We start from the raw sequence: 20632 nt of genomic DNA on the forward strand, positions 1-20632 counted from the left end.
CGTTTCGCGGTCGGCCGTCCGAGGTCGGTACGATCGCGTAATGCGCGCGCTCCTGGTATGGCGCCGCAGCCCACCTTCAGTCAGGAGAGACCGGTGTCAGACGTCCGTGTGATCATCCAACGCGATTCCGAGCGGGAAGAACGCGTGGTGACGACGGGCACTACAGCCGCCGACCTCTTCGCCGGCGAGCGCTCGATCGTCGCCGCGCGCGTGGGCGGCGAGCTGAGGGATCTGTCGTACATGCTCGCCGACGGCGAGGAGGTCGAGGGCGTCGAGATCTCCTCCGAGGACGGCCTGAACATCCTGCGCCACTCCACCGCGCATGTGATGGCGCAGGCCGTGCAGGAGCTCTTCCCCGAGGCCAAGCTGGGCATCGGCCCGCCGGTCAAGGACGGCTTCTACTACGACTTCGACGTCGAGAAGCCGTTCACGCCCGAGGATCTCAAGGCCATCGAGAAGAAGATGCAGGAGATCCAGAAGCGGGGGCAGAAGTTCGCCCGCCGCGTCGTCACCGACGAGGGCGCCCGTGAGGAGCTCGCGAACGAGCCGTACAAGCTGGAGCTGATCGGCCTCAAGGGCTCGGCGTCCAGCGACGACGGCGCGGATGTCGAGGTCGGCGCCGGTGAGCTGACGATCTACGACAACCTCGACGCGAAGACCGGCGACCTGTGCTGGAAGGACCTCTGCCGCGGTCCCCACCTGCCGTCGACCCGCGCGATCCCGGCGTTCAAGCTGATGCGCAACGCGGCCGCCTACTGGCGCGGCAGCGAGAAGAACCCGATGCTCCAGCGCATCTACGGCACCGCCTGGCCGTCCAAGGACGAGCTCAAGGGCTACCTGGACTTCCTCGCCGAGGCCGAGAAGCGCGACCACCGCAAGCTGGGCAACGAACTCGACCTGTTCTCCATCCCGGAGCAGATCGGCTCCGGCCTGGCCGTCTTCCACCCCAAGGGCGGCATCATCCGCCGTGTGATGGAGGACTACTCGCGCCGCCGGCACGAGGAGGAGGGCTACGAGTTCGTCTACACCCCGCACGCGACGAAGGGGAAGCTCTTCGAGACGTCCGGGCACCTGGACTGGTACGCCGAGGGCATGTACCCGCCCATGCAGCTCGACGAGGGCGTGGACTACTACCTCAAGCCCATGAACTGCCCGATGCACAACCTGATCTTCGACGCGCGCGGGCGTTCCTACCGTGAACTGCCGCTGCGCCTCTTCGAGTTCGGGACCGTGTACCGGTACGAGAAGTCGGGCGTCGTGCACGGCCTCACGCGTGCGCGTGGCTTCACGCAGGACGACGCGCACATCTACTGCACGCGCGAGCAGATGTCGGAGGAGCTCGACAAGACGCTCACCTTCGTCCTCGGCCTGCTGCGCGACTACGGTCTGACCGACTTCTACCTGGAGCTGTCCACCAAGGACCCGGAGAAGTTCGTCGGCTCCGACGAGGTCTGGGAGGAGGCGACCGAGACCCTGCGCCAGGTCGCCGAGAAGCAGGGCCTCCCGCTCGTGCCCGACCCGGGCGGCGCCGCCTTCTACGGGCCGAAGATCTCCGTCCAGACCAAGGACGCCATCGGCCGCACCTGGCAGATGTCGACGATCCAGCTCGACTTCAACCTGCCGGAGCGCTTCGACCTGGAGTACACCTCCGCGGACGGCACCAAGCAGCGCCCGGTCATGATCCACCGCGCACTGTTCGGCTCCATCGAGCGGTTCTTCGCGGTGCTCCTGGAGCACTACGCGGGTGCCTTCCCGGCGTGGCTGGCCCCGGTCCAGGCGATCGGCATCCCGATCGGCGACGGGCACGTGGACTACCTGCAGAAGTTCGCCGCGGCCGCCAAGAAGAAGGGCCTGCGCGTCGAGGTCGACTCCTCCTCGGACCGTATGCAGAAGAAGATCCGCAACGCCCAGAAGCAGAAGGTGCCCTTCATGGTGATCGCGGGCGACGAGGACATGGCCAACAACGCCGTCTCCTTCCGCTACCGCGACGGCTCGCAGGAGAACGGCATCGCGTTCGACGACGCCATCGCGAAGATCGCGCAGGTGGTCGAGGAGCGGGCGCAGGTCTGATCCGGCCGTACACGATCACGAGGCCCCCGGGAGGCTCAGCTCTCCGGGGGCTTCGTGTCGCTCTCGCGGGAGAAGATCTGTAGCAGCCAGGAGGAGAACGATCCCGTCACCGCGCCGAGCAGGGCGAGCCCGCCGGCCATCATCCCTGTCGCGATCACCCGGCCGCGCGTGGTCACCGGGGTGATGTCGCCGTATCCGACCGTGGTGAGGGTCGCCGAGGCCCACCACAGCGCGTCCCCGAACGTCCGCATGGTGGCGCCGGGCGCTCCGCGTTCGGCCTGGTAGACCGCGAGGGAACCGGCGAAGCCGAGCAGCAAGGTCGCCAGGCTCGCGTACGCGATCACGCGCGCGTGCAGCGAGAGCCGGGGCTGCCCCTGCCGGCGCTGGATCACGTCGTAGAGCGGCACGATCCGCAGCGGCCGCAGCAACGGCAGGATGACCACGACCGTGTGCAGGAAGTGGGTCCTGGCGAAGCGCAGGAAGCGCCCCCCGACGAGCCGCCAGCGCGTGACGTAGTCCACGGCGAACAGCAGCCACAGCGCGAGCATCGCGTACAGGCACACCTCCTTCCAGAAGGACGGCATGCTCACAGCAAGCACACGGGCGGCATAGGCGGCCAGGAAGACCAGTGACGCCAAGAACAGCGGGATCTCGGTGCGCTGCTCCCAGCGGCTGTAAGGGCTGTCGTCGTCCACCGGCTCAGCTTGGCCGGTGACGGCCCTCCCGTCGCCCCGGCGACACGCCGCGAACGGACGAAGCAATATGCTTCACGCATGACGAGTGAGCCGGAGCAGCAGTGGGGAGTGGGGATCCAGGACGCGTTCCAGCGCCTGTGGACGCCCCATCGGATGGCCTACATCCAGGGTGAGAACAAGCCGACCGGTCCTGGTGCCGACGACGGCTGCCCCTTCTGCTCCATCCCGGCCAAGTCCGACGAGGACGGTCTGATCGTCAAGCGCGGGGAGCAGGTCTACGCGGTCCTCAACCTGTACCCCTACAACGGCGGCCACCTGATGGTCGTGCCCTACCGTCACGTCGCCGACTACACCGACCTCACCGAGCCGGAGACCATCGAGCTCGCGGCGCTGACCAAGCAGGCGATGACGGCCCTGCGCACCGCCTCAGGAGCCCACGGCTTCAACATCGGCATGAACCAGGGCACGGTCGCCGGCGCCGGCATCGCGGCCCACCTGCACCAGCACATCGTCCCGCGCTGGGGCGGCGACACGAACTTCATGCCGGTCGTGGGGCATACGCGGGTGCTGCCGCAGCTGCTGGGGGACACGCGCAAGATGCTGGCGGAAGCCTGGCCGACGGTGAGCTAAATCAGCCCGTAGGGCGTTTGAGGACGAGGCCGTCAAGGCCGAAGGGGGGTCTGGGGGCGCAGCCCCCAGCACCGGTCACCCAAACCCACCTCACGGCCCGACCGCCGCAGGCCTACGCGTCGTAGACGTCCGCCTTGCGCGGCATCGGATCCTGCACCGACGTGCTCAGGAACGACGACCGCGCACCGAACTTCTCGGTGTCCACGCCGTTCTCACCCAGCACCTTGATCGCCGCCGCGTGCACCACGCGCAGCACCGGTGTGGCCGCCCGCAGCGCGTCGTCGGCCATGAAGCGGTGCCGCCACGGCTGATCCGCCCACGCGTGCCGCAGTCCGAACGGCTCGGGGAGCCCTATCGTCCCGCCGAGCCAGTTCAGCAGCGGCGGATACCAGGAGATCGGGGCCCGCACCGCCAGCCGGACCACCTCGTCGGTGTTCACCAGCGGAAGCTTCACCTTGCGGGTCTCCCACGGCTTGAACGACTTGGTGACCTCCTTGGTCGGCGCTTCGGGCTTCTCCTGGAACAGCCCGTTCACCGGACCGAGGGCGTGCCCGGTCACCTCGATGCGCAACGTCTCGTGCAGCACGGTCACCGTGATCAGCATCGTGATGATCAACTGGCCGTCCCACAGCGTCCACTGGACGCCCAGGTAGTGCCGGTCACCGCTGCCGAACTGCTGCTTGTTGCAGATGTCCTGGATCGCGTGCGTCTTGACCTGGTACGCCTCGACGTCCGTGCCCTCCGGCCGGGACACGGCCTTCGCGCCCTCGGCGATCGGCGTGACGACCCAGTGCCGTATCGAGGGCTTGGGAAAACCACCGGTGTTGAGCGGACCGCGCTCCAGCATCCGCAACTTGTCATGGATGGACCGGATGACGTCCCAGCTGCGGAACGGGTGGATCTCCCGGGTCGGGTCGGCGGCCACCAGGTCCTCGGCGAGCTGCCAGCTGCCCCAGCGCGTGCCCATGCCCAGTATCCCCTTGGGCCCGGCGTAGAACACGGAGTTGGACTGCTGCTCGGCGCTCAGCTTGGCCAGGGACTGGCGCAGTTGCTCGGCCTGGGTCTCGGTGGGGCTGGTCGGCACCGCCTCCGGCACCTTCGCGCCGACGCTGCTGCCGGCCAGCAGGCTGTCCCAGCGCCCCCGCAGGTCCTTCGCGGTGCGCTCGCAGACCTGCTTCGCCCAGAACCAGCCGAGCACGGGCATGACGACCGAGGCCCGCGCATACAAGGCCCAGAATCCGGTGAACGGCATGCGGATCAGGAAGATCACCGCCAGCGCTCCCGCCGCGACGAGCAGCACGGAGGCGAGCGCGCCGCCCCGCTTCGCGTCCCGCTTGGCGATGGTGGTGCGCAACTGGAAGACCAGCAGCCACAGCAGCAGCCCGGGCAGGAACAGCACGCCGCAGATCACCATGACGGCGCTGAGCATCCGGTCGCGTGCCTTGCGGATGTTGTTGGCGGCCAGGGCGTGCTCGACGACGACCTGCGGCTCGGTGCCGAAGGACTGGATCAAGGGCTTGCGGCCGCTGCCGAGCATGCGGTCGACGACGGCCCGTGAGTAGGCCTCACCCAGGTTGGGCCGGAAGATCTTCGCCCACTTGCGGCCGGCCTTGACGTCGGTCTTGTGCCATTCGTTGTCGGCCTTCTTGATGTCCTCGTACGGGTTGTCCCGGTAGGCCGCCGAGGCCAGCGCGAACGTCGCCGTCTGCCCCTCGCCGGCCGTGCGAGGCACCTGCGGACCGAAGATGTCCGCGTAACCGCTCTCAACGGTCATTCCCGCCCCCGATCGCCGCACTGTCGCTTCTGCGGCCTTCCCGACTTCCGTACTGCGCACACCTGTTGATCAATGATCAGAGTATCCTCCGCCACCGACATTCGTCGGCGGACGGCCGAAGCCGCCCGCCGACGCGGAGGGGAGCGTTCCGCAAAGCCGCTCTCAGGGGCGCGGACAAGCGCCACTTGGTGGCGCCGGGCGCCAACTACGAGGCGTCGCGTGCCTCTTCACGAATCCTTTCCGCGATCTGCGCCGGCATCGGTTCGTGCCGCGCGTACACCCGGTTGAAGCGCGCGGTGCCGTGTGACAGCGACCGCAGGTCGACGGAGTACCGGCCGATCTCGATCTCCGGCACCTCGGCCTTGATGAGCGTGCGGGCACCGCTGGTCTGCTCGGTGCCCAGAACACGGCCGCGCCGCCCGGAGAGGTCGCTCATCACGGCGCCGACGTAGTCGTCGCCGACGAGCACGGACACCTCGGCCACCGGCTCCAGCAGATGGATCTTCGTGTCCGCCGCCGCCTCCCGCAGCGCCAGCGCGCCGGCCGTCTGGAACGCGGCGTCGGAGGAGTCCACCGAGTGCGCCTTGCCGTCCAGCAGCGTGACCCGGATGTCGACGAGCGGATGGCCGGCCACGACCCCCTTGGCCGCCTGGGCCCGGATGCCCTTCTCCACCGACGGGATGAACTGCCGGGGCACCGCGCCGCCGACGACCTTGTCCACGAACTCGATGCCCGAGCCGCCCGGCAGCGGCTCCACCTCGATCTCGCAGATCGCGTACTGCCCATGGCCACCGGACTGCTTCACATGCCGGCCGCGGCCCGCCGCCTTGTTGGCGAACGTCTCCCGCAGCGAGACCTTGTGGGGTACGACGTCGACCTGCACGCCGTAGCGGTTGCGCAGCCGTTCGAGCGCGACGTCCGCATGCGCCTCGCCCAGGGCCCACAGCACGACCTGGTGGGTGGACTGGTTCTGCTCGAGGCGCATGGTCGGGTCCTCGGCGACCAGCCGGGACAGGCCCTGCGACAGCTTGTCCTCGTCCGCCTTGCTGTGCGCCTGGATGGCCAGCGGCAGCAGCGGATCCGGCATCTGCCAGGGCTCCATCAGCAGCGGGTCGTCCTTGGAGGACAGCGTGTCGCCGGTCTCCGCGCGGCTGAGTTTCGCCACGCAGGCGAGGTCACCGGCGATGGCATGGCTGAGCGTGCGCTGCTGTTTGCCGAAGGGCGCGGACAGGGCGCCGATCCGCTCGTCGACGTCGTGGTCCTCGTGCCCGCGGTCGGCCAGCCCGTGTCCGGAGACGTGCACGGTCTCGTCGGGACGCAGGGTGCCGGAGAACACGCGCACCATCGACACCCGGCCGACATAGGGGTCGGACGCCGTCTTCACGACCTCCGCGACCAGCGGCCCGTCCGGATCGCACAGCTTCAGCTCACGCGGCTTGCCGTTCACCGTGGTGACCCGTGGCGCCTCGCGCTCCAACGGGGTCGGGAAGCCCCCCGTGACCAGCTCCAGCACCTCGACCGTGCCGAGGCCCTGCCGGGCACCGTCGGCGGCGGGTGCGGCGGCCAGGACGGGGAAGAACTTGCCGCGCGCGACGGCCCGTTCCAGGTCCTCGATCAGCGTCTTGACGTCGACCTGCTCGCCGCCGAGATAGCGGTCCATGAGGGTCTCGTCCTCGCTCTCGGCGATGATCCCCTCGATCAGCCGGTTGCGGGCCTCCTCGATCTCGGGCAGCTGGTCCTCGCCCGGCTCGGACTCCTTGCGCTCCCCGGAGGAGTACTCGAACAGCTTCTGCGACAGCAGCCCGATCAGCCCGGTCACGGGTGCGTGCCCGTCCGGGCCCTGCGGACCGTGCAGCGGCAGATACAGCGGGAGCACCGCGTCGGGGTCGTCCCCGCCGAAGGCCTCCGCGCAGATCCGCGTCATCTCCTCGTAGTCGGCCCGCGCGGCCTCCAGGTGCGTGACGACGATCGCGCGCGGCATGCCGACGGCCGCGCACTCCTCCCACACCATGCGGGTCGAGCCGTCCACGCCGTCCGAGGCGGAGACGACGAAAAGGGCCGCGTCCGCTGCTCGCAGACCGGCCCTCAGCTCCCCGACGAAGTCGGCGTATCCGGGGGTGTCGAGAAGGTTGACCTTGATGCCGTCCCATTCGACCGGCACCAGTGACAGCTGTACCGAGCGTTGCTGCCGGTGCTCGATCTCGTCGTAGTCCGAGACCGTGCCGCCGTCCTCCACGCGGCCCGCCCGGTTCACCGCCCCCGCCGTGAGTGCGAGGGCTTCCACCAAGGTGGTCTTGCCCGATCCGGAGTGGCCGACCAATACCACATTCCGTACGGACGCGGGGTGGTCGGCCGCTGTAGCCCTGCCGGCGGCTCCGGGGTGTGCGTTTGCCTTGTCGCCCATGATCCTGCCTCCCGTGCACGGTGAGGTCACTGTGGGCGCGGACATACCGATCCGCGTGCGATGGCGGCTCCGGTGACGCCCGCGGTCCTTCGAGCTTTCCACTCCCGTCACGGTGCGTCCATACGGCGGACGCGATCCTGCCATCCGGGACTGGTGGACCCGGCCCGCTTACGCGCTGTACGAGTGCCCGGCGGTCGCACTCACGCGCGCGTGGCTACGATGGGCCAGCCGGTGGCCAGCAGGGGCCGCGGCGCCACACCGACCCTCGGGAAGGCCATGCTGAACAAGTACGCGCGTGCATTCTTCACGCGTGTCCTCACCCCGTTCGCCGCGTTTCTGATCCGGCGGGGCGTCAGCCCCGACACCGTCACGCTCCTCGGCACCGCCGGCGTGGTCGCGGGCGCGCTGGTCTTCTACCCCATGGGCGAGTTCTTCTGGGGCACGGTCGTGATCACGCTGTTCGTGTTCTCCGACCTCGTCGACGGCAACATGGCCCGCCAGCTCGGCCGCTCCAGCCGATGGGGCGCCTTCCTGGACTCCACGCTCGACCGGGTCGCCGACGGTGCGATCTTCGGCGGCTTCATCCTCTGGTACGCCGGTGGCGGCGACGACCTCGTCCTGTGCGCGGTCTCGATCTTCTGCCTGGCCAGCGGCCAGGTGGTGTCGTACACCAAGGCCCGAGGCGAGTCGATCGGCCTGCCGGTCGCGGTCAACGGCCTGGTCGAGCGCGCGGAACGCCTGGTCATCTCCCTCGTCGCGGCCGGTTTCGCGGGCCTGCACAAGTTCGGGGTGCCCGGCATCCAGTACCTGCTGCCGGTCGCCCTGTGGATCGTCGCGGTCGGCAGCCTCGTCACGCTGATCCAGCGCGTCGTCACGGTCCGCCGCGAGTCCGCGGAGGCGGAGGCCGCGGCTGCCGCCCAGGAGAATCCGCAGAACGCCTCTCACGGGAGCGAGGCCGCCAAGTGAGTGCCCGGGATCGGCTCACGGACGCGCTGTACGGACTCGGCTGGGGCACCGTCAAGAAGCTCCCCGAACCGGTCGCCGTCCGGCTCGGCCGCACCATCGCCGACCTCGCCTGGAAGCAGCGCGGCAAGGGCGTCAAGCGGCTGGAGAGCAACTACGCGCGCGTGGTGCCCGACGCGAGCCCGGAGCGCCTGGCCGAGCTCTCGCGCGCGGGCATGCGGTCGTACCTGCGCTACTGGATGGAGTCCTTCCGGCTGCCCGCCTGGAGCCCCGAGCGCATAAAGAACGGTTTCGACCCCAAGGACGTCCACTATCTGACCGACGGCCTGGCCTCCGACCAGGGCGTCATCCTCGCCCTGCCGCACCTGGCCAACTGGGACCTCGCGGGCGCCTGGGTCACCACCAAACTTCAGACGCCGTTCACGACGGTCGCCGAACGCCTCAAGCCCGAGACGCTCTACGACCGCTTCGTCGCCTACCGCGAGGGCCTCGGCATGGAGGTCCTGCCGCACAGCGGCGGCACCGCCTTCGGCACGCTGGCCCGCAGGCTGCGCGACGGCGGCCTGGTCTGCCTGGTCGCCGAACGCGACCTGTCCGCCTCCGGCGTCGAGGTGGACTTCTTCGGCGCCACGGCCCGCATGCCCGCAGGCCCCGCCCTCCTCGCCCAGCAGACCGGGGCGCTCCTGCTCCCCGTCACGCTCTGGTACGACGACTCGCCCGTCATGCAGGGCCGGATCCACCCCCCGGTCGAGGTACCCGAGTCAGGTACCCGGGCCGAGAAGACGTCTGTGATGACACAGGCGCTGGCCGATGCCTTCGCCTCGGGGATCGCCGAACATCCGGAGGACTGGCACATGCTCCAGCGCTTGTGGCTCGCGGACCTGGAACCACGACCATCCGCCGACGGCCGGGACGGGGAACGTCCGTGAGGATCGGCATCGTCTGCCCCTACTCCTGGGACGTCCCGGGCGGCGTCCAGTTCCACATCCGCGACCTCGCCGAGTACTTCATCCGACTCGGCCATGAGGTGTCCGTCCTGGCCCCCGCCGACGACGACACCCCGCTCCCGCCGTACGTCGTCTCGGCGGGCCGTGCCGTTCCCGTGCCCTACAACGGCTCGGTCGCCCGCCTGAACTTCGGCTTCCTCTCCGCCGCCCGGGTCCGTCGCTGGCTGCACGACGGCCGGTTCGACGTCATCCACATCCACGAGCCGGCGTCACCGTCCCTGGGCCTGCTGGCCTGCTGGGCGGCGCAGGGCCCGATCGTGGCGACCTTCCACACCTCCAACCCGCGCTCCAGAGCGATGATCGCCGCGTACGCCATCCTTCAGGCGGCCCTGGAGAAGATCAGCGCCCGCATCGCGGTGAGCGAGTACGCCCGCCGCACGCTGGTGGAACACCTGGGCGGCGACGCGGTCGTCATCCCGAACGGCGTCGACGTCGACTTCTTCGCCAAGGCCGAGCCCAACCCCGAGTGGCAGGGCGACACGATCGGCTTCATCGGCCGCATCGACGAGCCCCGCAAGGGCCTGCCGGTCCTGATGCGGGCCCTGCCGAAGATCCTCGCCGCCCGCCCGCAGACCCGGCTCCTGGTGGCCGGCCGGGGCGACGAGAAGGAGGCGGTGGAGTCCCTGCCGGCCGAGTTCCGCTCCCGCGTCGAGTTCCTCGGCATGGTCAGCGACGAGGACAAGGCCCGCTTCCTGCGCAGCGTCGACCTGTACGTCGCCCCCAACACCGGCGGTGAGAGCTTCGGGATCATCCTGGTCGAGGCGTTGTCGGCCGGCGCCCCGGTCCTCGCCTCCGACCTCGACGCCTTCGCCCAGGTCCTCGACCAGGGCTCGGCCGGCGAACTCTTCGCCAACGAGGACGCCGACGCCCTCGCCGAGACCGCCGTACGCCTCCTGGAGGACCCGGCCCGCCTGACGGAGCTCCGGGAGCGCGGGAGCGCACACGTACGCCGTTTCGACTGGTCGACCGTCGGCGCGGACATCATGTCGGTGTACGAGACGGTGACGGACGGCGCGGCGGCGGTGGCGGCGGACGAGCGGACCGGGAGCGGGGGGAGCGGGCTGCGGGCCCGGTTGGGGCTGGCGCGGGACTGACGGGGTGGCTGCGGGCTCCCGGTGACGGCGACACCGACGCCCCGACCGAACACAAGCGCCCCGCACGAACCCCGGCCGGCCCGGCGGAGCTAGTGTGCCGCCCGTGACCGCAACCCTGATCTGGATCCTCGTCGCCCTCGTGGCGATCGGCCTCTACCTGAGCTGGACCGCGGGCCGCCTCGACCGGCTGCACGCCAGGATCGACGCGGCGCGCGCCGCGCTCGACGCCCAGCTGTTGCGCCGCGCCTCCGTGGCCCAGGAGCTGGCCACCTCCGGCGTACTCGATCCGGCCGCGTCGATCGTCCTGTACGAGGCCGCCCACGCCGCCCGCCAGGCCGAGGAGGAGCAGCGGGAGGTGGCCGAGAGCGAGCTGACCCAGGCGCTGCGCGCCGTGTTCGCCGAGCCCCAGCAGGTGGAGGCGGTACGGGAGGCCCCAGGGGGCGAGGAAGCGGCCCGTGAGCTGACCGAGGCGGTGCGCCGGGTACCGATGGCCCGGCGGTTCCACAACGACGCCGTACGGGCGGCCAGGGCGCTGCGCCGGCACCGCAAGGTCCGCTGGTTCCGGCTGGCCGGACACGCGCCGTTCCCGATGGCGTTCGAGATGGACGACGAGCCGCCCGCGGCACTGGTCGACAGGGCCGCCTGACCAGCACGTTCACGCCATCGGGCCGGAAAAGGATCCACCGGGTACCCATTGGCCCTTGCAGTGGCCTGGTCCATTCACGTTTCCTCGGTGCTTGCAGTAACCCACTTTTCACCGTGTGAGGTCACCCGTGTCCATCTCCGAAAACCAGACCCCCGAGACCGGCACCGCCCGTGTGAAGCGCGGCATGGCCGAACAGCTCAAGGGTGGCGTGATCATGGACGTCGTCACGCCGGAGCAGGCGAAGATCGCCGAGGACGCGGGCGCCGTCGCCGTCATGGCCCTGGAGCGGGTCCCCGCCGACATCCGCAAGGACGGCGGCGTGGCCCGGATGTCCGACCCGGACATGATCGAGGGCATCATCGACGCCGTCTCCATCCCGGTCATGGCCAAGTCCCGCATCGGCCACTTCGTCGAGGCCCAGGTCCTGCAGTCCCTCGGCGTCGACTACATCGACGAGTCCGAGGTCCTCACCCCGGCCGACGAGGTCAACCACAGCGACAAGTTCGCCTTCACGACCCCCTTCGTCTGCGGCGCCACCAACCTGGGCGAGGCCCTGCGCCGGATCGCCGAGGGCGCGGCCATGATCCGCTCCAAGGGCGAGGCCGGCACCGGCAACGTCGTCGAGGCCGTCCGCCACCTGCGCCAGATCAAGAACGAGATCGCCCGCCTGCGCGGCTACGACAACAACGAGCTGTACGCCGCCGCCAAGGACCTGCGCGCCCCGTACGAGCTGGTCAAGGAGGTCGCCGAGCTCGGCAAGCTCCCCGTGGTGCTGTTCTCCGCCGGCGGTGTCGCCACCCCGGCCGACGCCGCGCTGATGCGCCAGCTCGGCGCCGAGGGCGTCTTCGTCGGCTCCGGCATCTTCAAGTCCGGCGACCCGGCCAAGCGCGCCGCCGCCATCGTGAAGGCGACCACCTTCTACGACGACCCGAAGATCATCGCGGACGCGTCCCGCAACCTCGGCGAGGCCATGGTCGGCATCAACTGCGACACCCTCCCCGAGACCGAGCGCTACGCCAACCGCGGCTGGTAAGGCACCACATCCCATGAGCAACACCCCCGTCATAGGCGTCCTGGCCCTCCAGGGCGACGTACGGGAGCACCTCATCGCCCTGGCCGCGGCCGACGCCGTGGCCAGGCCGGTGCGGCGCCCCGAAGAGCTCGCCGAGGTCGACGGTCTCGTCATCCCCGGCGGCGAGTCCACGACCATCTCCAAGCTGGCCGTCCTCTTCGGCGTGATGGAGCCGCTGCGCGCACGCGTGAGGAACGGCCTGCCCGTCTACGGCACCTGCGCCGGCATGATCATGCTCGCCGACAAGATCCTCGACCCGCGCTCGGGCCAGGAGACGATCGGCGGCATCGACATGATCGTGCGCCGCAACGCCTTCGGCCGCCAGAACGAGTCCTTCGAGGCCGCACTCGACGTGAAGGGCATCGCGGGCGATCCTGTGGAGGGCGTCTTCATCCGCGCCCCCTGGGTGGAGTCCGTCGGCGCCGAGGCCGAGGTCCTTGCCGAGCACGAAGGCCACATCGTCGCGGTCCGCCAGGGCAACGCGCTGGCCACGTCGTTCCACCCGGAACTGACCGGCGACCACCGCGTGCACGGCCTGTTCGTCGACCTGGTGCGCGCGAACCGGACAGCGGAGTCCTTGTAGGATCTCTGGCGTTCGTTCATAGATGGGTTACGCGAAGGAGACAGGCAGATGTCCGGCCACTCTAAATGGGCCACGACGAAGCACAAGAAGGCCGTGATCGACGCCAAGCGCGGCAAGCTCTTCGCGAAGCTGATCAAGAACATCGAGGTCGCGGCGCGCATGGGCGGCGTCGACATCGAGGGCAACCCGACTCTCTACGACGCCATCCAGAAGGCGAAGAAGCAGTCGGTGCCGAACAAGAACATCGACTCCGCGGTCAAGCGCGGCGGTGGCCTCGAGGCCGGTGGCGCCGACTACGAGACGATCATGTACGAGGGCTACGGCCCGAACGGCGTCGCGGTGCTCATCGAGTGCCTCACCGACAACCGCAACCGCGCCGCCTCGGACGTCCGCGTCGCCATGACCCGCAACGGCGGCAACATGGCCGACCCGGGCTCGGTGTCGTACATGTTCAGCCGTAAGGGCGTCGTCATCGTCCCCAAGGGCGAGCTGAGCGAGGACGACGTCCTCACCGCCGTCCTGGATGCGGGCGCCGAGGAGGTCAACGACCTCGGTGAGTCCTACGAGGTCATCAGCGAGGCCACCGACCTGGTCGCGGTCCGCACCGCCCTCCAGGAGGCCGGCATCGACTACGACTCCGCGGACTCCAGCTTCGTGCCGTCCGTCCAGGTCGAGCTCGACGAGGAAGGCGCCAAGAAGATCTTCAAGCTGATCGACGCGCTCGAGGACAGCGACGACGTGCAGAACGTCTTCGCCAACTTCGACGTCAGCGACGAGATCATGGAGAAGGTCGACGCGTAGCGCCGCCGCGAGCAGCACGGGCTCAACGGGCCGACGGGGCATCCCCGTCGGCCCGTCGCTTTGTCGGGAGTTGCTGCCCGGCGTTGTCGGTGGCACCGGATAGCCTGCACAAACAGGCGATCGAAGGAGGGGGCGCGGGGTGCGCGTACTGGGGGTGGACCCGGGGCTGACGCGATGCGGTGTCGGCGTGGTCGAGGGCGTCGCCGGACGGCCGCTCACCATGCTCGGCGTCGGAGTCGTCCGTACGCCCGCGGACGCCGAGTTGGGACACCGCCTCGTCGCCATCGAGCAGGGCATCGAGGCCTGGCTCGACGAGCACCGGCCCGAATTCGTCGCCGTGGAGCGGGTGTTCAGCCAGCACAACGTCCGTACGGTGATGGGCACCGCCCAGGCCAGCGCCGTCGCCATGCTCTGCGCCGCCCGCCGCGGCATCCCCGTCGCCCTGCACACCCCCAGCGAGGTCAAGGCCGCCGTCACGGGCAGCGGCCGCGCCGACAAGGCTCAGGTCGGCGCCATGGTCACCCGGCTGCTGCGGCTCGACGCGCCTCCCAAGCCGGCCGACGCCGCCGACGCCCTCGCGCTCGCCATCTGCCACATCTGGCGCGCCCCCGCACAGAACCGGCTCCAGCAGGCCGTCGCCCTGCACGCCGCCAAGGCTTCATCGAAAGGCCGTATCGCATGATCGCGTTCGTCAGCGGCCCGGTCGCCGCCCTCGCCCCCGACTCCGCGGTGGTGGAAGTGGGCGGGATCGGCATCGCCGTCCAGTGCACGCCGAACACCCTGTCGGGTCTGCGGATGGGCCAGCAGACCAAGCTGGCCACCTCCCTCGTCGTGCGTGAGGACTCACTCACCCTGTACGGCTTCGCCGACGACGACGAGCGCCAGACCTTCGAGCTGCTCCAGACCGCGAGCGGCGTCGGCCCGCGCCTGGCCCAGGCGATGCTGGCGGTCCACTCGCCCGACGCCCTGCGCAGAGCGGTCACCACCGCCGACGAGAAGGCGCTCACCGCCGTCCCCGGCATCGGCAAGAAGGGCGCCCAGAAGCTGCTCCTGGAGCTGAAGGACCGCCTGGGCGAGCCCATCGGCGCGCCCGCGATCGGCGCCCCGGTCACTCAAGGCTGGCGCGATCAACTGCACGCCGCCCTGATCGGCCTCGGCTATGCGACCCGCGAGGCCGACGAAGCGGTCGCCGCCGTGACGCCGCAGGCCGAGGCCACCGAGGGCACCCCGCAGGTGGGCAAGCTGCTGAAGGCCGCTCTGCAGACCCTCAACAGAGCGCGCTGATCGACAGACCTGACGACACCGGCGTACGACTCAGACTCGTACGACATCCACCGCGACCCGCGAGGCACACGCAATGAACTGGGACGACACCACCGACACCCCCGCCCCCGAGCGGCTCGTCGGTGCGTCCGCCGACCGTGAGGACCAGGCCGTCGAGGCAGCGCTGCGCCCGAAGGACCTGGGCGAGTTCATCGGCCAGGAGAAGGTCCGCGAACAGCTCGACCTGGTCCTGCGCGCCGCACGCGCGCGTGGCGCCACCGCCGACCATGTGCTGCTCTCCGGCGCCCCCGGCCTGGGCAAGACCACCCTGTCGATGATCATCGCGGCCGAGATGGGCGCCCCCATCCGCATCACCAGCGGCCCCGCCATCCAGCACGCCGGCGATCTCGCCGCGATCCTCTCCTCCCTCCAGGAGGGCGAGGTCCTCTTCCTCGACGAGATCCACCGCATGTCCCGGCCCGCCGAGGAGATGCTGTACATGGCGATGGAGGACTACCGCGTCGACGTGATCGTCGGCAAGGGCCCCGGAGCCACCGCCATCCCGCTCGAACTGCCCCCGTTCACCCTGGTCGGCGCGACCACCCGGGCGGGCCTGCTGCCGCCGCCGCTGCGCGACCGCTTCGGCTTCACCGCGCACATGGAGTTCTACGAGCCCGTCGAGCTGGAGCGCGTGATCCACCGCTCGGCGAACCTCCTCGACGTCGAGATCGAGGCCGACGGCGCCGCCGAGATCGCCGGCCGCTCCCGCGGCACGCCCCGTATCGCCAACCGCCTGCTGCGCCGGGTGCGCGACTACGCCCAGGTCAAGGCGGACGGGATCATCACCCGGGACATCGCCGGGGCCGCCCTCGCCGTGTACGAGGTCGACGCCCGTGGCCTCGACCGGCTGGACCGCGGCGTCCTGGAGGCCCTGCTCAAGCTGTTCGGCGGCGGTCCGGTCGGCCTGTCCACGCTCGCGGTCGCGGTGGGGGAGGAGCGTGAGACCGTGGAGGAGGTCGCCGAACCCTTCCTCGTGAGGGAGGGTCTGCTCGCCCGCACCCCGCGCGGGCGCGTCGCGACGCCCGCCGCTTGGGCGCATCTCGGCCTGACCCCGCCCCGCTCGTCAGCTGCCGGAAACGGACAACAGGACCTGTTCGGGGCGTGAGGGCGCGGTGACGGCGAGCGTGATGGCACCGTGACGGCGAGCTCAGTGGCCGGAGCAGGAACCCCGGTGCCATGCTGAGCGTTGTTCCATGCGCGGAGACTCGCTTAGACTCCGCCGATGCCGCCTTTGTCGGCGGCGCACAATCCCCCAACCATCAGGCCGTTCACCACCGCGGTCGTGTGAAGGAAGTTCCGACCCGTGAGTCTCGTGACCCTCCTCCCGTTCATCGTGCTCATCGGGGCCATGTTCCTGATGACCCGGTCGGCCAAGAAGAAGCAGCAGCAGGCGGCCGACATGCGGAACCAAATGCAGCCAGGCAGCGGTATCCGCACCATCGGGGGCCTGTACGCCACCGTCAAGGAGGTCAGCGACGACACGGTCCTCGTTGACGCCGGACCGGGCGTGGAGCTCCTCTTCGCCAAGAACGCGATCGGTGCCGTCCTCACGGACGACGAGTACAACCGCATCGTGCACGGCATCGAGCACGACCTGAAGTCCGACGTCGTCCCGGACGACGCCTCCTCCCTCACCGAGACCGACGAGTCCGCCGCTGCCGCCGACTCCGACGAGAAGTCCGTCGACCTCGGTAAGAAGGACGAGAAGGACGAGAGCGACGAGGCCGAGGAGCCGTCCGACGCCGTGACCGCCGAGGCGAAGGCGGACGACGAGCCGAAGAAGTCCGGCGGCGACTCCGAGGCGAAGTAGTCATGTTCCCGGGCGCGCGGGCCACGCCTGCGCGCCCCCGGGCATGCCGACTTCGCACGGGATCCCGACACCATGTCATGGCCGCCCGCCCGTCGATCCGGAGTGAGGCGGCCCGAGAGGGAGTACGAGAAGGTGGCAGCACCTAAGAAGGGCCGGAGCGCGAGCGCCCAGAGCAAGCCGGGGCGCTCGCTGGCCCTCATCCTGATCGCCATCGCGGCGCTCACCGGAGGGATGTTCGCCTCGGGGCACACCACTCCGCGACTCGGTATCGACCTGGCAGGCGGCACGAGCATCACGCTTCGCGCGGTCGCCGAGCCCGGCCAGGAATCCGCGATCAACAAGACCAACATGAACACCGCGGTCGAGATCATGGAACGCCGTGTCAATGGTCTGGGTGTCTCGGAGTCCGAGGTACAGACCCAGGGCGACAAGAACATCATCGTCAACATCCCCAAGGGCACCAACTCCAAGGAAGCCCGGGACCAGGTCGGCACCACCGCCAAGCTCTACTTCCGTCCCGTGCTGCAGCGGGAGGCCTCCGCCGGTGCGGCGACGCCCACCCCCAGCGGGTCCCCGAGCGCGTCCGGCTCCGACAAGGCCAAGGACTCCGCGACGTCAGGCTCCGCCAGCCCATCGGCTACCGCCACCACACAGGGCCGCGCCGCCAGCGAGGCGCTGAAGGCTGACGCCACACCCTCAGCGAGCAATAGCCCCGAGGGCTCCGGCAGTCCTTCGCCGTCCAGTACCTCCGGTTCCTCGTCGAGTGGCCTGGAAAAGGCGTACGCGGCGCTCGATTGCACCGATCCGAAGCAGCGCGCCGTCGCCGGCAAGGGGGCCAAGAAGGGCGAGCCAACGGTCGCCTGTGGCCAGGACGACAAGGTGTGGAGCAAGTTCCTGCTGGGCCCGGTCGACGTCGACGGCACCGAGATCGACAAGGCCCAGGCCACCTTCGACACCCAGGGCGCCGCAGGCTGGCAGGTCGACATGACCTTCAACTCGGCCGGTGCAAAGAAATTCGCCGCCACCACTGCCAAGCTGGCGCAGCAGACCAGTCCCCAGAACGAGTTCGCGATCGTTCTGGACGACGAGGTCGTCTCCCACCCGTTCGTCCAGGGCGCCATCGGCGGCGGTAAGGCGCAGATCTCCGGCAGCTTCACCCAGCAGGATGCCCAGAGCCTCTCCAACATGCTGTCGTACGGCGCTCTGCCGCTGGCCTTCCAGGAGGACAGCGTCACCACGGTGACCGCCGCGCTCGGCGGTGAGCAGCTGAAGGCCGGTCTGATCGCCGGTGCGATCGGTCTCGCCCTGGTCGTCATCTACCTGCTGGTCTACTACCGCGGCCTGTCGCTGGTGGCTCTCCTCTCGCTGCTGGTCTCCGCGGCCCTGACCTACACGATCATGTCGCTGCTCGGCCCGACCATCGGCTTCGCGCTGAACCTGCCGGCCGTCTGCGGTGCCATCGTCGCCATCGGCATCACAGCGGACTCGTTCATCGTGTACTTCGAACGCGTCCGCGACGAGATCCGCGAGGGCCGCACCCTGCGCCCCGCCGTCGAGCGGGCCTGGCCGCGCGCCCGGCGCACCATCCTGGTGTCCGACTTCGTGTCGTTCCTCGCCGCCGCGGTGCTCTTCATCGTCACAGTCGGCAAGGTCCAGGGCTTCGCGTTCACGCTCGGCCTGACCACCCTGCTCGACGTGGTCGTCGTGTTCCTCTTCACCAAGCCGCTGCTGACGCTCCTGGCCCGCACGAAGTTCTTCGGGGGCGGCCACAAGTGGTCCGGGCTCGATCCCAAGCGACTGGGAGCCAAGCCGCCGCTGCGCCGCAACCGCCGTCCCTCCGCCCCCGTCGAGATGAAGGAGGCGTGAGATGTCGAAGCTAGGCACCCTCGGCGCCCGACTGCACCGTGGCGAGGTCGGATACGACTTCGTCGGCAACCGCAAGATCTGGTACGGCCTCTCGATCCTGATCACCATCACGGCCATCGTCGGCCTGGCCGTACGCGGCCTGAACATGGGCATCGAGTTCCAGGGCGGAGCGGTCTTCAACACCCCGAAGACCAGCGTCTCGGTGTCCCAGGCGCAGGAGTACGCGGAAGAGGCCTCCGGCCACGACGCGATCGTCCAGAAGCTCGGCAACGGCGACGACGCCAAGCTGCGCATCCAGATCTCGGGCATCGACACCAAGCAGGCCGACAAGGTCTCGGCGGAGCTGGCGGACAAGCTGGGCGTCAACGAGGACGACGTCACGGGCGAGCTGGTCGGCCCCAGCTGGGGTGAGCAGATCGCCAACAAGGCCTGGCAGGGTCTCGGGATCTTCCTGGTCCTTGTGGTGATCTATCTGGCGATCGCGTTCGAGTGGCGCATGGCGCTCGCCGCGTTCGTCGCGTTGATCCACGACATCACCATCACGGTCGGCATCTACGCCCTCGTCGGCTTCGAAGTCACACCGGGCACGGTGATCGGTCTGCTGACCATCCTCGGTTACTCGCTCTACGACACGGTCGTCGTCTTCGACAGCCTCAAGGAGCAGACGAAGGACATCACCAAGCAGACCCGCTGGACCTACAGCGACGTCGCCAACCGCTCGATCAACAGCACCCTGGTCCGCTCGATCAACACCACGGTGGTCGCGCTGCTGCCGGTGGCGGGCCTGCTGTTCATCGGTGGCGGCTTCCTCGGCGCCGGCATGCTCAACGACATCTCGCTGTCGCTGTTCGTCGGCCTCGCGGCCGGTGCGTACTCCTCGATCTTCATCGCCACGCCGCTCGTCGCCGACCTCAAGGAGCGCGAGCCGCAGATGAAGGCCCTGCGTAAGCGTGTGCTCGCCAAGCGGGCCCAGGCCGCCGCACAGGGCGAGGCCCCGGACGCCCCGGCCGGCGACGAGCACCACGACGACGAGCCGGAGGACGCCGCCCCCGCGGTCGTCGGCCCGCGCAACCAGCCCGCGTCCCGTGGCCGCGGCCGTGGCCGACCCTCGGGGAAGCGTCGATGACCGACATCAAGGAGCTCCTGCTCAGCCGCATCCGTGACGTGGCGGACTACCCGGAGCCGGGCGTGATGTTCAAGGACATCACCCCGCTCCTGGCGGACCCGGCGGCGTTCACGGCGCTCACCGACGCGCTGGCGGAGATCGTCGGGAGCACCGGCGCCACGAAGATCGTCGGCCTGGAGGCCCGCGGCTTCATCCTGGGCGCACCGGTCGCCGTCCGAGCGGGCGTCGGCTTCATCCCCGTACGCAAGGCGGGCAAGCTCCCCGGAGCGACCCTCAGCCAGGCGTACGACCTGGAGTACGGCTCCGCAGAGATCGAGGTCCACGCCGAGGACCTGAGCGCGGCCGACCGCGTCCTCGTCATCGACGACGTCCTGGCGACGGGCGGCACCGCGGAGGCCTCGATCCAGCTGATCCGCCGGGCCGGCACCGAGGTGGCAGGCCTGGCCGTCCTGATGGAGCTGGGCTTCCTCGGCGGCCGGGCCCGCCTGGAGCCGGCCCTGGCCGGCGCCCCGCTGGAGTCCCTGCTCACCGTCTGAACCGCCCCACCCGAGGTCCGAGCGTCTCGTGGGGCACCGCGCCGCAGCACCGGATGCCGCGCACCTGTACGTCAGGTGCGCGGCATCCGTGCGTCTCGGGGTGCGCGCGAGCGGTTCGGCTGAGCGCAGGCGCGCAACCGGTGGCCGAGGATGCATCGCGCGCCCTTTCCCCCGCTCTCCCCGCTTCTCCACGCGCACGCGCATGAGCGCGCCCCTACTCCGCCCACGCGCC

General features: G+C 69.8%; 19 protein-coding genes. 16 read left to right on the plus strand and 3 right to left on the minus strand.

All coding sequences use genetic code 11. The features are described 5' to 3' along the window. Window positions 1-93: 93 nt before the first annotated feature. The gene (gene thrS, locus EAO75_RS24205) at window positions 94-2070 is read left to right on the plus strand and encodes a threonine--tRNA ligase (protein WP_147997140.1); all 1977 of its coding nucleotides are present in this window, start codon (window positions 94-96) and stop codon (window positions 2068-2070) included. Between the two features lie 35 nt (window positions 2071-2105). Here thrS and EAO75_RS24210 read toward each other — a convergent pair whose 3' ends face one another. Then, window positions 2106-2765, minus strand: a complete 660-nt coding sequence (locus EAO75_RS24210) for a potassium channel family protein (RefSeq protein ID WP_147997141.1) — start codon at window positions 2763-2765, stop codon at window positions 2106-2108. Between the two features lie 78 nt (window positions 2766-2843). On the opposite strand from EAO75_RS24210, the gene EAO75_RS24215 reads away from it, so the two are divergent. Beyond that, window positions 2844-3395 carry an HIT family protein gene (locus tag EAO75_RS24215; protein ID WP_147997142.1) on the plus strand — a complete coding sequence of 184 codons (552 nt, stop codon included), beginning with the start codon at window positions 2844-2846 and terminating at the stop codon, window positions 3393-3395. Between the two features lie 112 nt (window positions 3396-3507). On the opposite strand, the gene EAO75_RS24220 is transcribed toward EAO75_RS24215, so the two are convergent. Continuing rightward, complete coding sequence (locus tag EAO75_RS24220) at window positions 3508-5169, minus strand: hypothetical protein (protein WP_147997143.1); 1662 nt, start codon at window positions 5167-5169, stop codon at window positions 3508-3510. A gap of 205 nt (window positions 5170-5374) precedes the next feature. After that, the gene (locus EAO75_RS24225; protein ID WP_147997144.1) at window positions 5375-7573 is read right to left on the minus strand and encodes an elongation factor G-like protein EF-G2; all 2199 of its coding nucleotides are present in this window, start codon (window positions 7571-7573) and stop codon (window positions 5375-5377) included. 219 nt (window positions 7574-7792) lie between these two features. Here EAO75_RS24225 and pgsA point away from each other — a divergent pair, with 219 nt between their 5' ends. From pgsA to EAO75_RS24295, 14 genes are all read left to right on the plus strand, one after another. Next, entirely contained in the window at window positions 7793-8539 is a 747-nt protein-coding gene (gene pgsA, locus EAO75_RS24230; protein ID WP_147998047.1) for a phosphatidylinositol phosphate synthase, read from the plus strand. Beyond that, a complete protein-coding gene (locus EAO75_RS24235) occupies window positions 8536-9465 on the plus strand; it encodes a phosphatidylinositol mannoside acyltransferase (protein ID WP_147997145.1) in 930 nt (309 codons plus the stop codon). The genes pgsA and EAO75_RS24235 overlap by 4 nt, the downstream gene beginning before the upstream one ends. Then, entirely contained in the window at window positions 9462-10637 is a 1176-nt protein-coding gene (locus EAO75_RS24240; RefSeq protein WP_147997146.1) for a glycosyltransferase family 4 protein, read from the plus strand. Before EAO75_RS24235 ends, EAO75_RS24240 begins: the two co-directional genes overlap by 4 nt. Window positions 10638-10740: 103 nt before the next feature. Further along, window positions 10741-11283, plus strand: coding sequence for a LemA family protein (locus tag EAO75_RS24245; protein WP_147997147.1), 543 nt, complete (start codon window positions 10741-10743; stop codon window positions 11281-11283). A gap of 127 nt (window positions 11284-11410) precedes the next feature. Continuing rightward, window positions 11411-12316, plus strand: a complete 906-nt coding sequence (gene pdxS / locus EAO75_RS24250) for a pyridoxal 5'-phosphate synthase lyase subunit PdxS (RefSeq protein ID WP_147997148.1) — start codon at window positions 11411-11413, stop codon at window positions 12314-12316. A gap of 13 nt (window positions 12317-12329) precedes the next feature. Then, window positions 12330-12938: a pyridoxal 5'-phosphate synthase glutaminase subunit PdxT gene (gene pdxT / locus EAO75_RS24255; RefSeq protein ID WP_147997149.1), complete on the plus strand. Its 609-nt coding sequence runs from the start codon at window positions 12330-12332 to the stop codon at window positions 12936-12938. A gap of 48 nt (window positions 12939-12986) precedes the next feature. Then, complete coding sequence (locus tag EAO75_RS24260) at window positions 12987-13739, plus strand: YebC/PmpR family DNA-binding transcriptional regulator (RefSeq protein ID WP_147997150.1); 753 nt, start codon at window positions 12987-12989, stop codon at window positions 13737-13739. A 139-nt stretch (window positions 13740-13878) separates the two neighbouring features. Then, the gene (gene ruvC, locus EAO75_RS24265; protein ID WP_147997151.1) at window positions 13879-14421 is read left to right on the plus strand and encodes a crossover junction endodeoxyribonuclease RuvC; all 543 of its coding nucleotides are present in this window, start codon (window positions 13879-13881) and stop codon (window positions 14419-14421) included. Continuing rightward, complete coding sequence (gene ruvA / locus EAO75_RS24270; protein WP_147997152.1) at window positions 14418-15023, plus strand: Holliday junction branch migration protein RuvA; 606 nt, start codon at window positions 14418-14420, stop codon at window positions 15021-15023. The genes ruvC and ruvA overlap by 4 nt, the downstream gene beginning before the upstream one ends. A gap of 73 nt (window positions 15024-15096) precedes the next feature. After that, entirely contained in the window at window positions 15097-16167 is a 1071-nt protein-coding gene (ruvB, locus tag EAO75_RS24275) for a Holliday junction branch migration DNA helicase RuvB (protein WP_147997153.1), read from the plus strand. A gap of 198 nt (window positions 16168-16365) precedes the next feature. Further along, on the plus strand, window positions 16366-16872 hold the full coding sequence (yajC, locus tag EAO75_RS24280; RefSeq protein WP_147997154.1) for a preprotein translocase subunit YajC: 507 nt from the start codon (window positions 16366-16368) through the stop codon (window positions 16870-16872). 132 nt (window positions 16873-17004) lie between these two features. Then, on the plus strand, window positions 17005-18738 hold the full coding sequence (gene secD / locus EAO75_RS24285; RefSeq protein ID WP_147997155.1) for a protein translocase subunit SecD: 1734 nt from the start codon (window positions 17005-17007) through the stop codon (window positions 18736-18738). A 1-nt stretch (window position 18739) separates the two neighbouring features. Then, complete coding sequence (secF, locus tag EAO75_RS24290) at window positions 18740-19864, plus strand: protein translocase subunit SecF (protein WP_147997156.1); 1125 nt, start codon at window positions 18740-18742, stop codon at window positions 19862-19864. Continuing rightward, complete coding sequence (locus EAO75_RS24295; RefSeq protein ID WP_147997157.1) at window positions 19861-20400, plus strand: adenine phosphoribosyltransferase; 540 nt, start codon at window positions 19861-19863, stop codon at window positions 20398-20400. The genes secF and EAO75_RS24295 overlap by 4 nt, the downstream gene beginning before the upstream one ends. Window positions 20401-20632 lie beyond the last annotated feature (232 nt).

It is taken from the genome of Streptomyces sp. UW30, assembly GCF_008042075.1.
Taxonomy (GTDB): Bacteria; Actinomycetota; Actinomycetes; order Streptomycetales; family Streptomycetaceae; genus Streptomyces.

Bases quoted from the DNA above. Each gene is read 5' to 3' on its own strand.
- EAO75_RS24295 (WP_147997157.1), top strand. From the start codon at position 19,861: ATGACCGACATCAAGGAGCTCCTGCTCAGCCGCATCCGTGACGTGGCG.
- secF (WP_147997156.1), top strand. From the start codon at position 18,740: ATGTCGAAGCTAGGCACCCTCGGCGCCCGACTGCACCGTGGCGAGGTC.
- ruvA (WP_147997152.1), top strand. From the start codon at position 14,418: ATGATCGCGTTCGTCAGCGGCCCGGTCGCCGCCCTCGCCCCCGACTCC.
- EAO75_RS24215 (WP_147997142.1), top strand. From the start codon at position 2,844: ATGACGAGTGAGCCGGAGCAGCAGTGGGGAGTGGGGATCCAGGACGCG.
- EAO75_RS24220 (WP_147997143.1), bottom strand. From the start codon at position 5,169: ATGACCGTTGAGAGCGGTTACGCGGACATCTTCGGTCCGCAGGTGCCT.
- pdxT (WP_147997149.1), top strand. From the start codon at position 12,330: ATGAGCAACACCCCCGTCATAGGCGTCCTGGCCCTCCAGGGCGACGTA.
- EAO75_RS24260 (WP_147997150.1), top strand. From the start codon at position 12,987: ATGTCCGGCCACTCTAAATGGGCCACGACGAAGCACAAGAAGGCCGTG.
- ruvB (WP_147997153.1), top strand. From the start codon at position 15,097: ATGAACTGGGACGACACCACCGACACCCCCGCCCCCGAGCGGCTCGTC.
- EAO75_RS24225 (WP_147997144.1), bottom strand. From the start codon at position 7,573: ATGGGCGACAAGGCAAACGCACACCCCGGAGCCGCCGGCAGGGCTACA.
- pgsA (WP_147998047.1), top strand. From the start codon at position 7,793: ATGGGCCAGCCGGTGGCCAGCAGGGGCCGCGGCGCCACACCGACCCTC.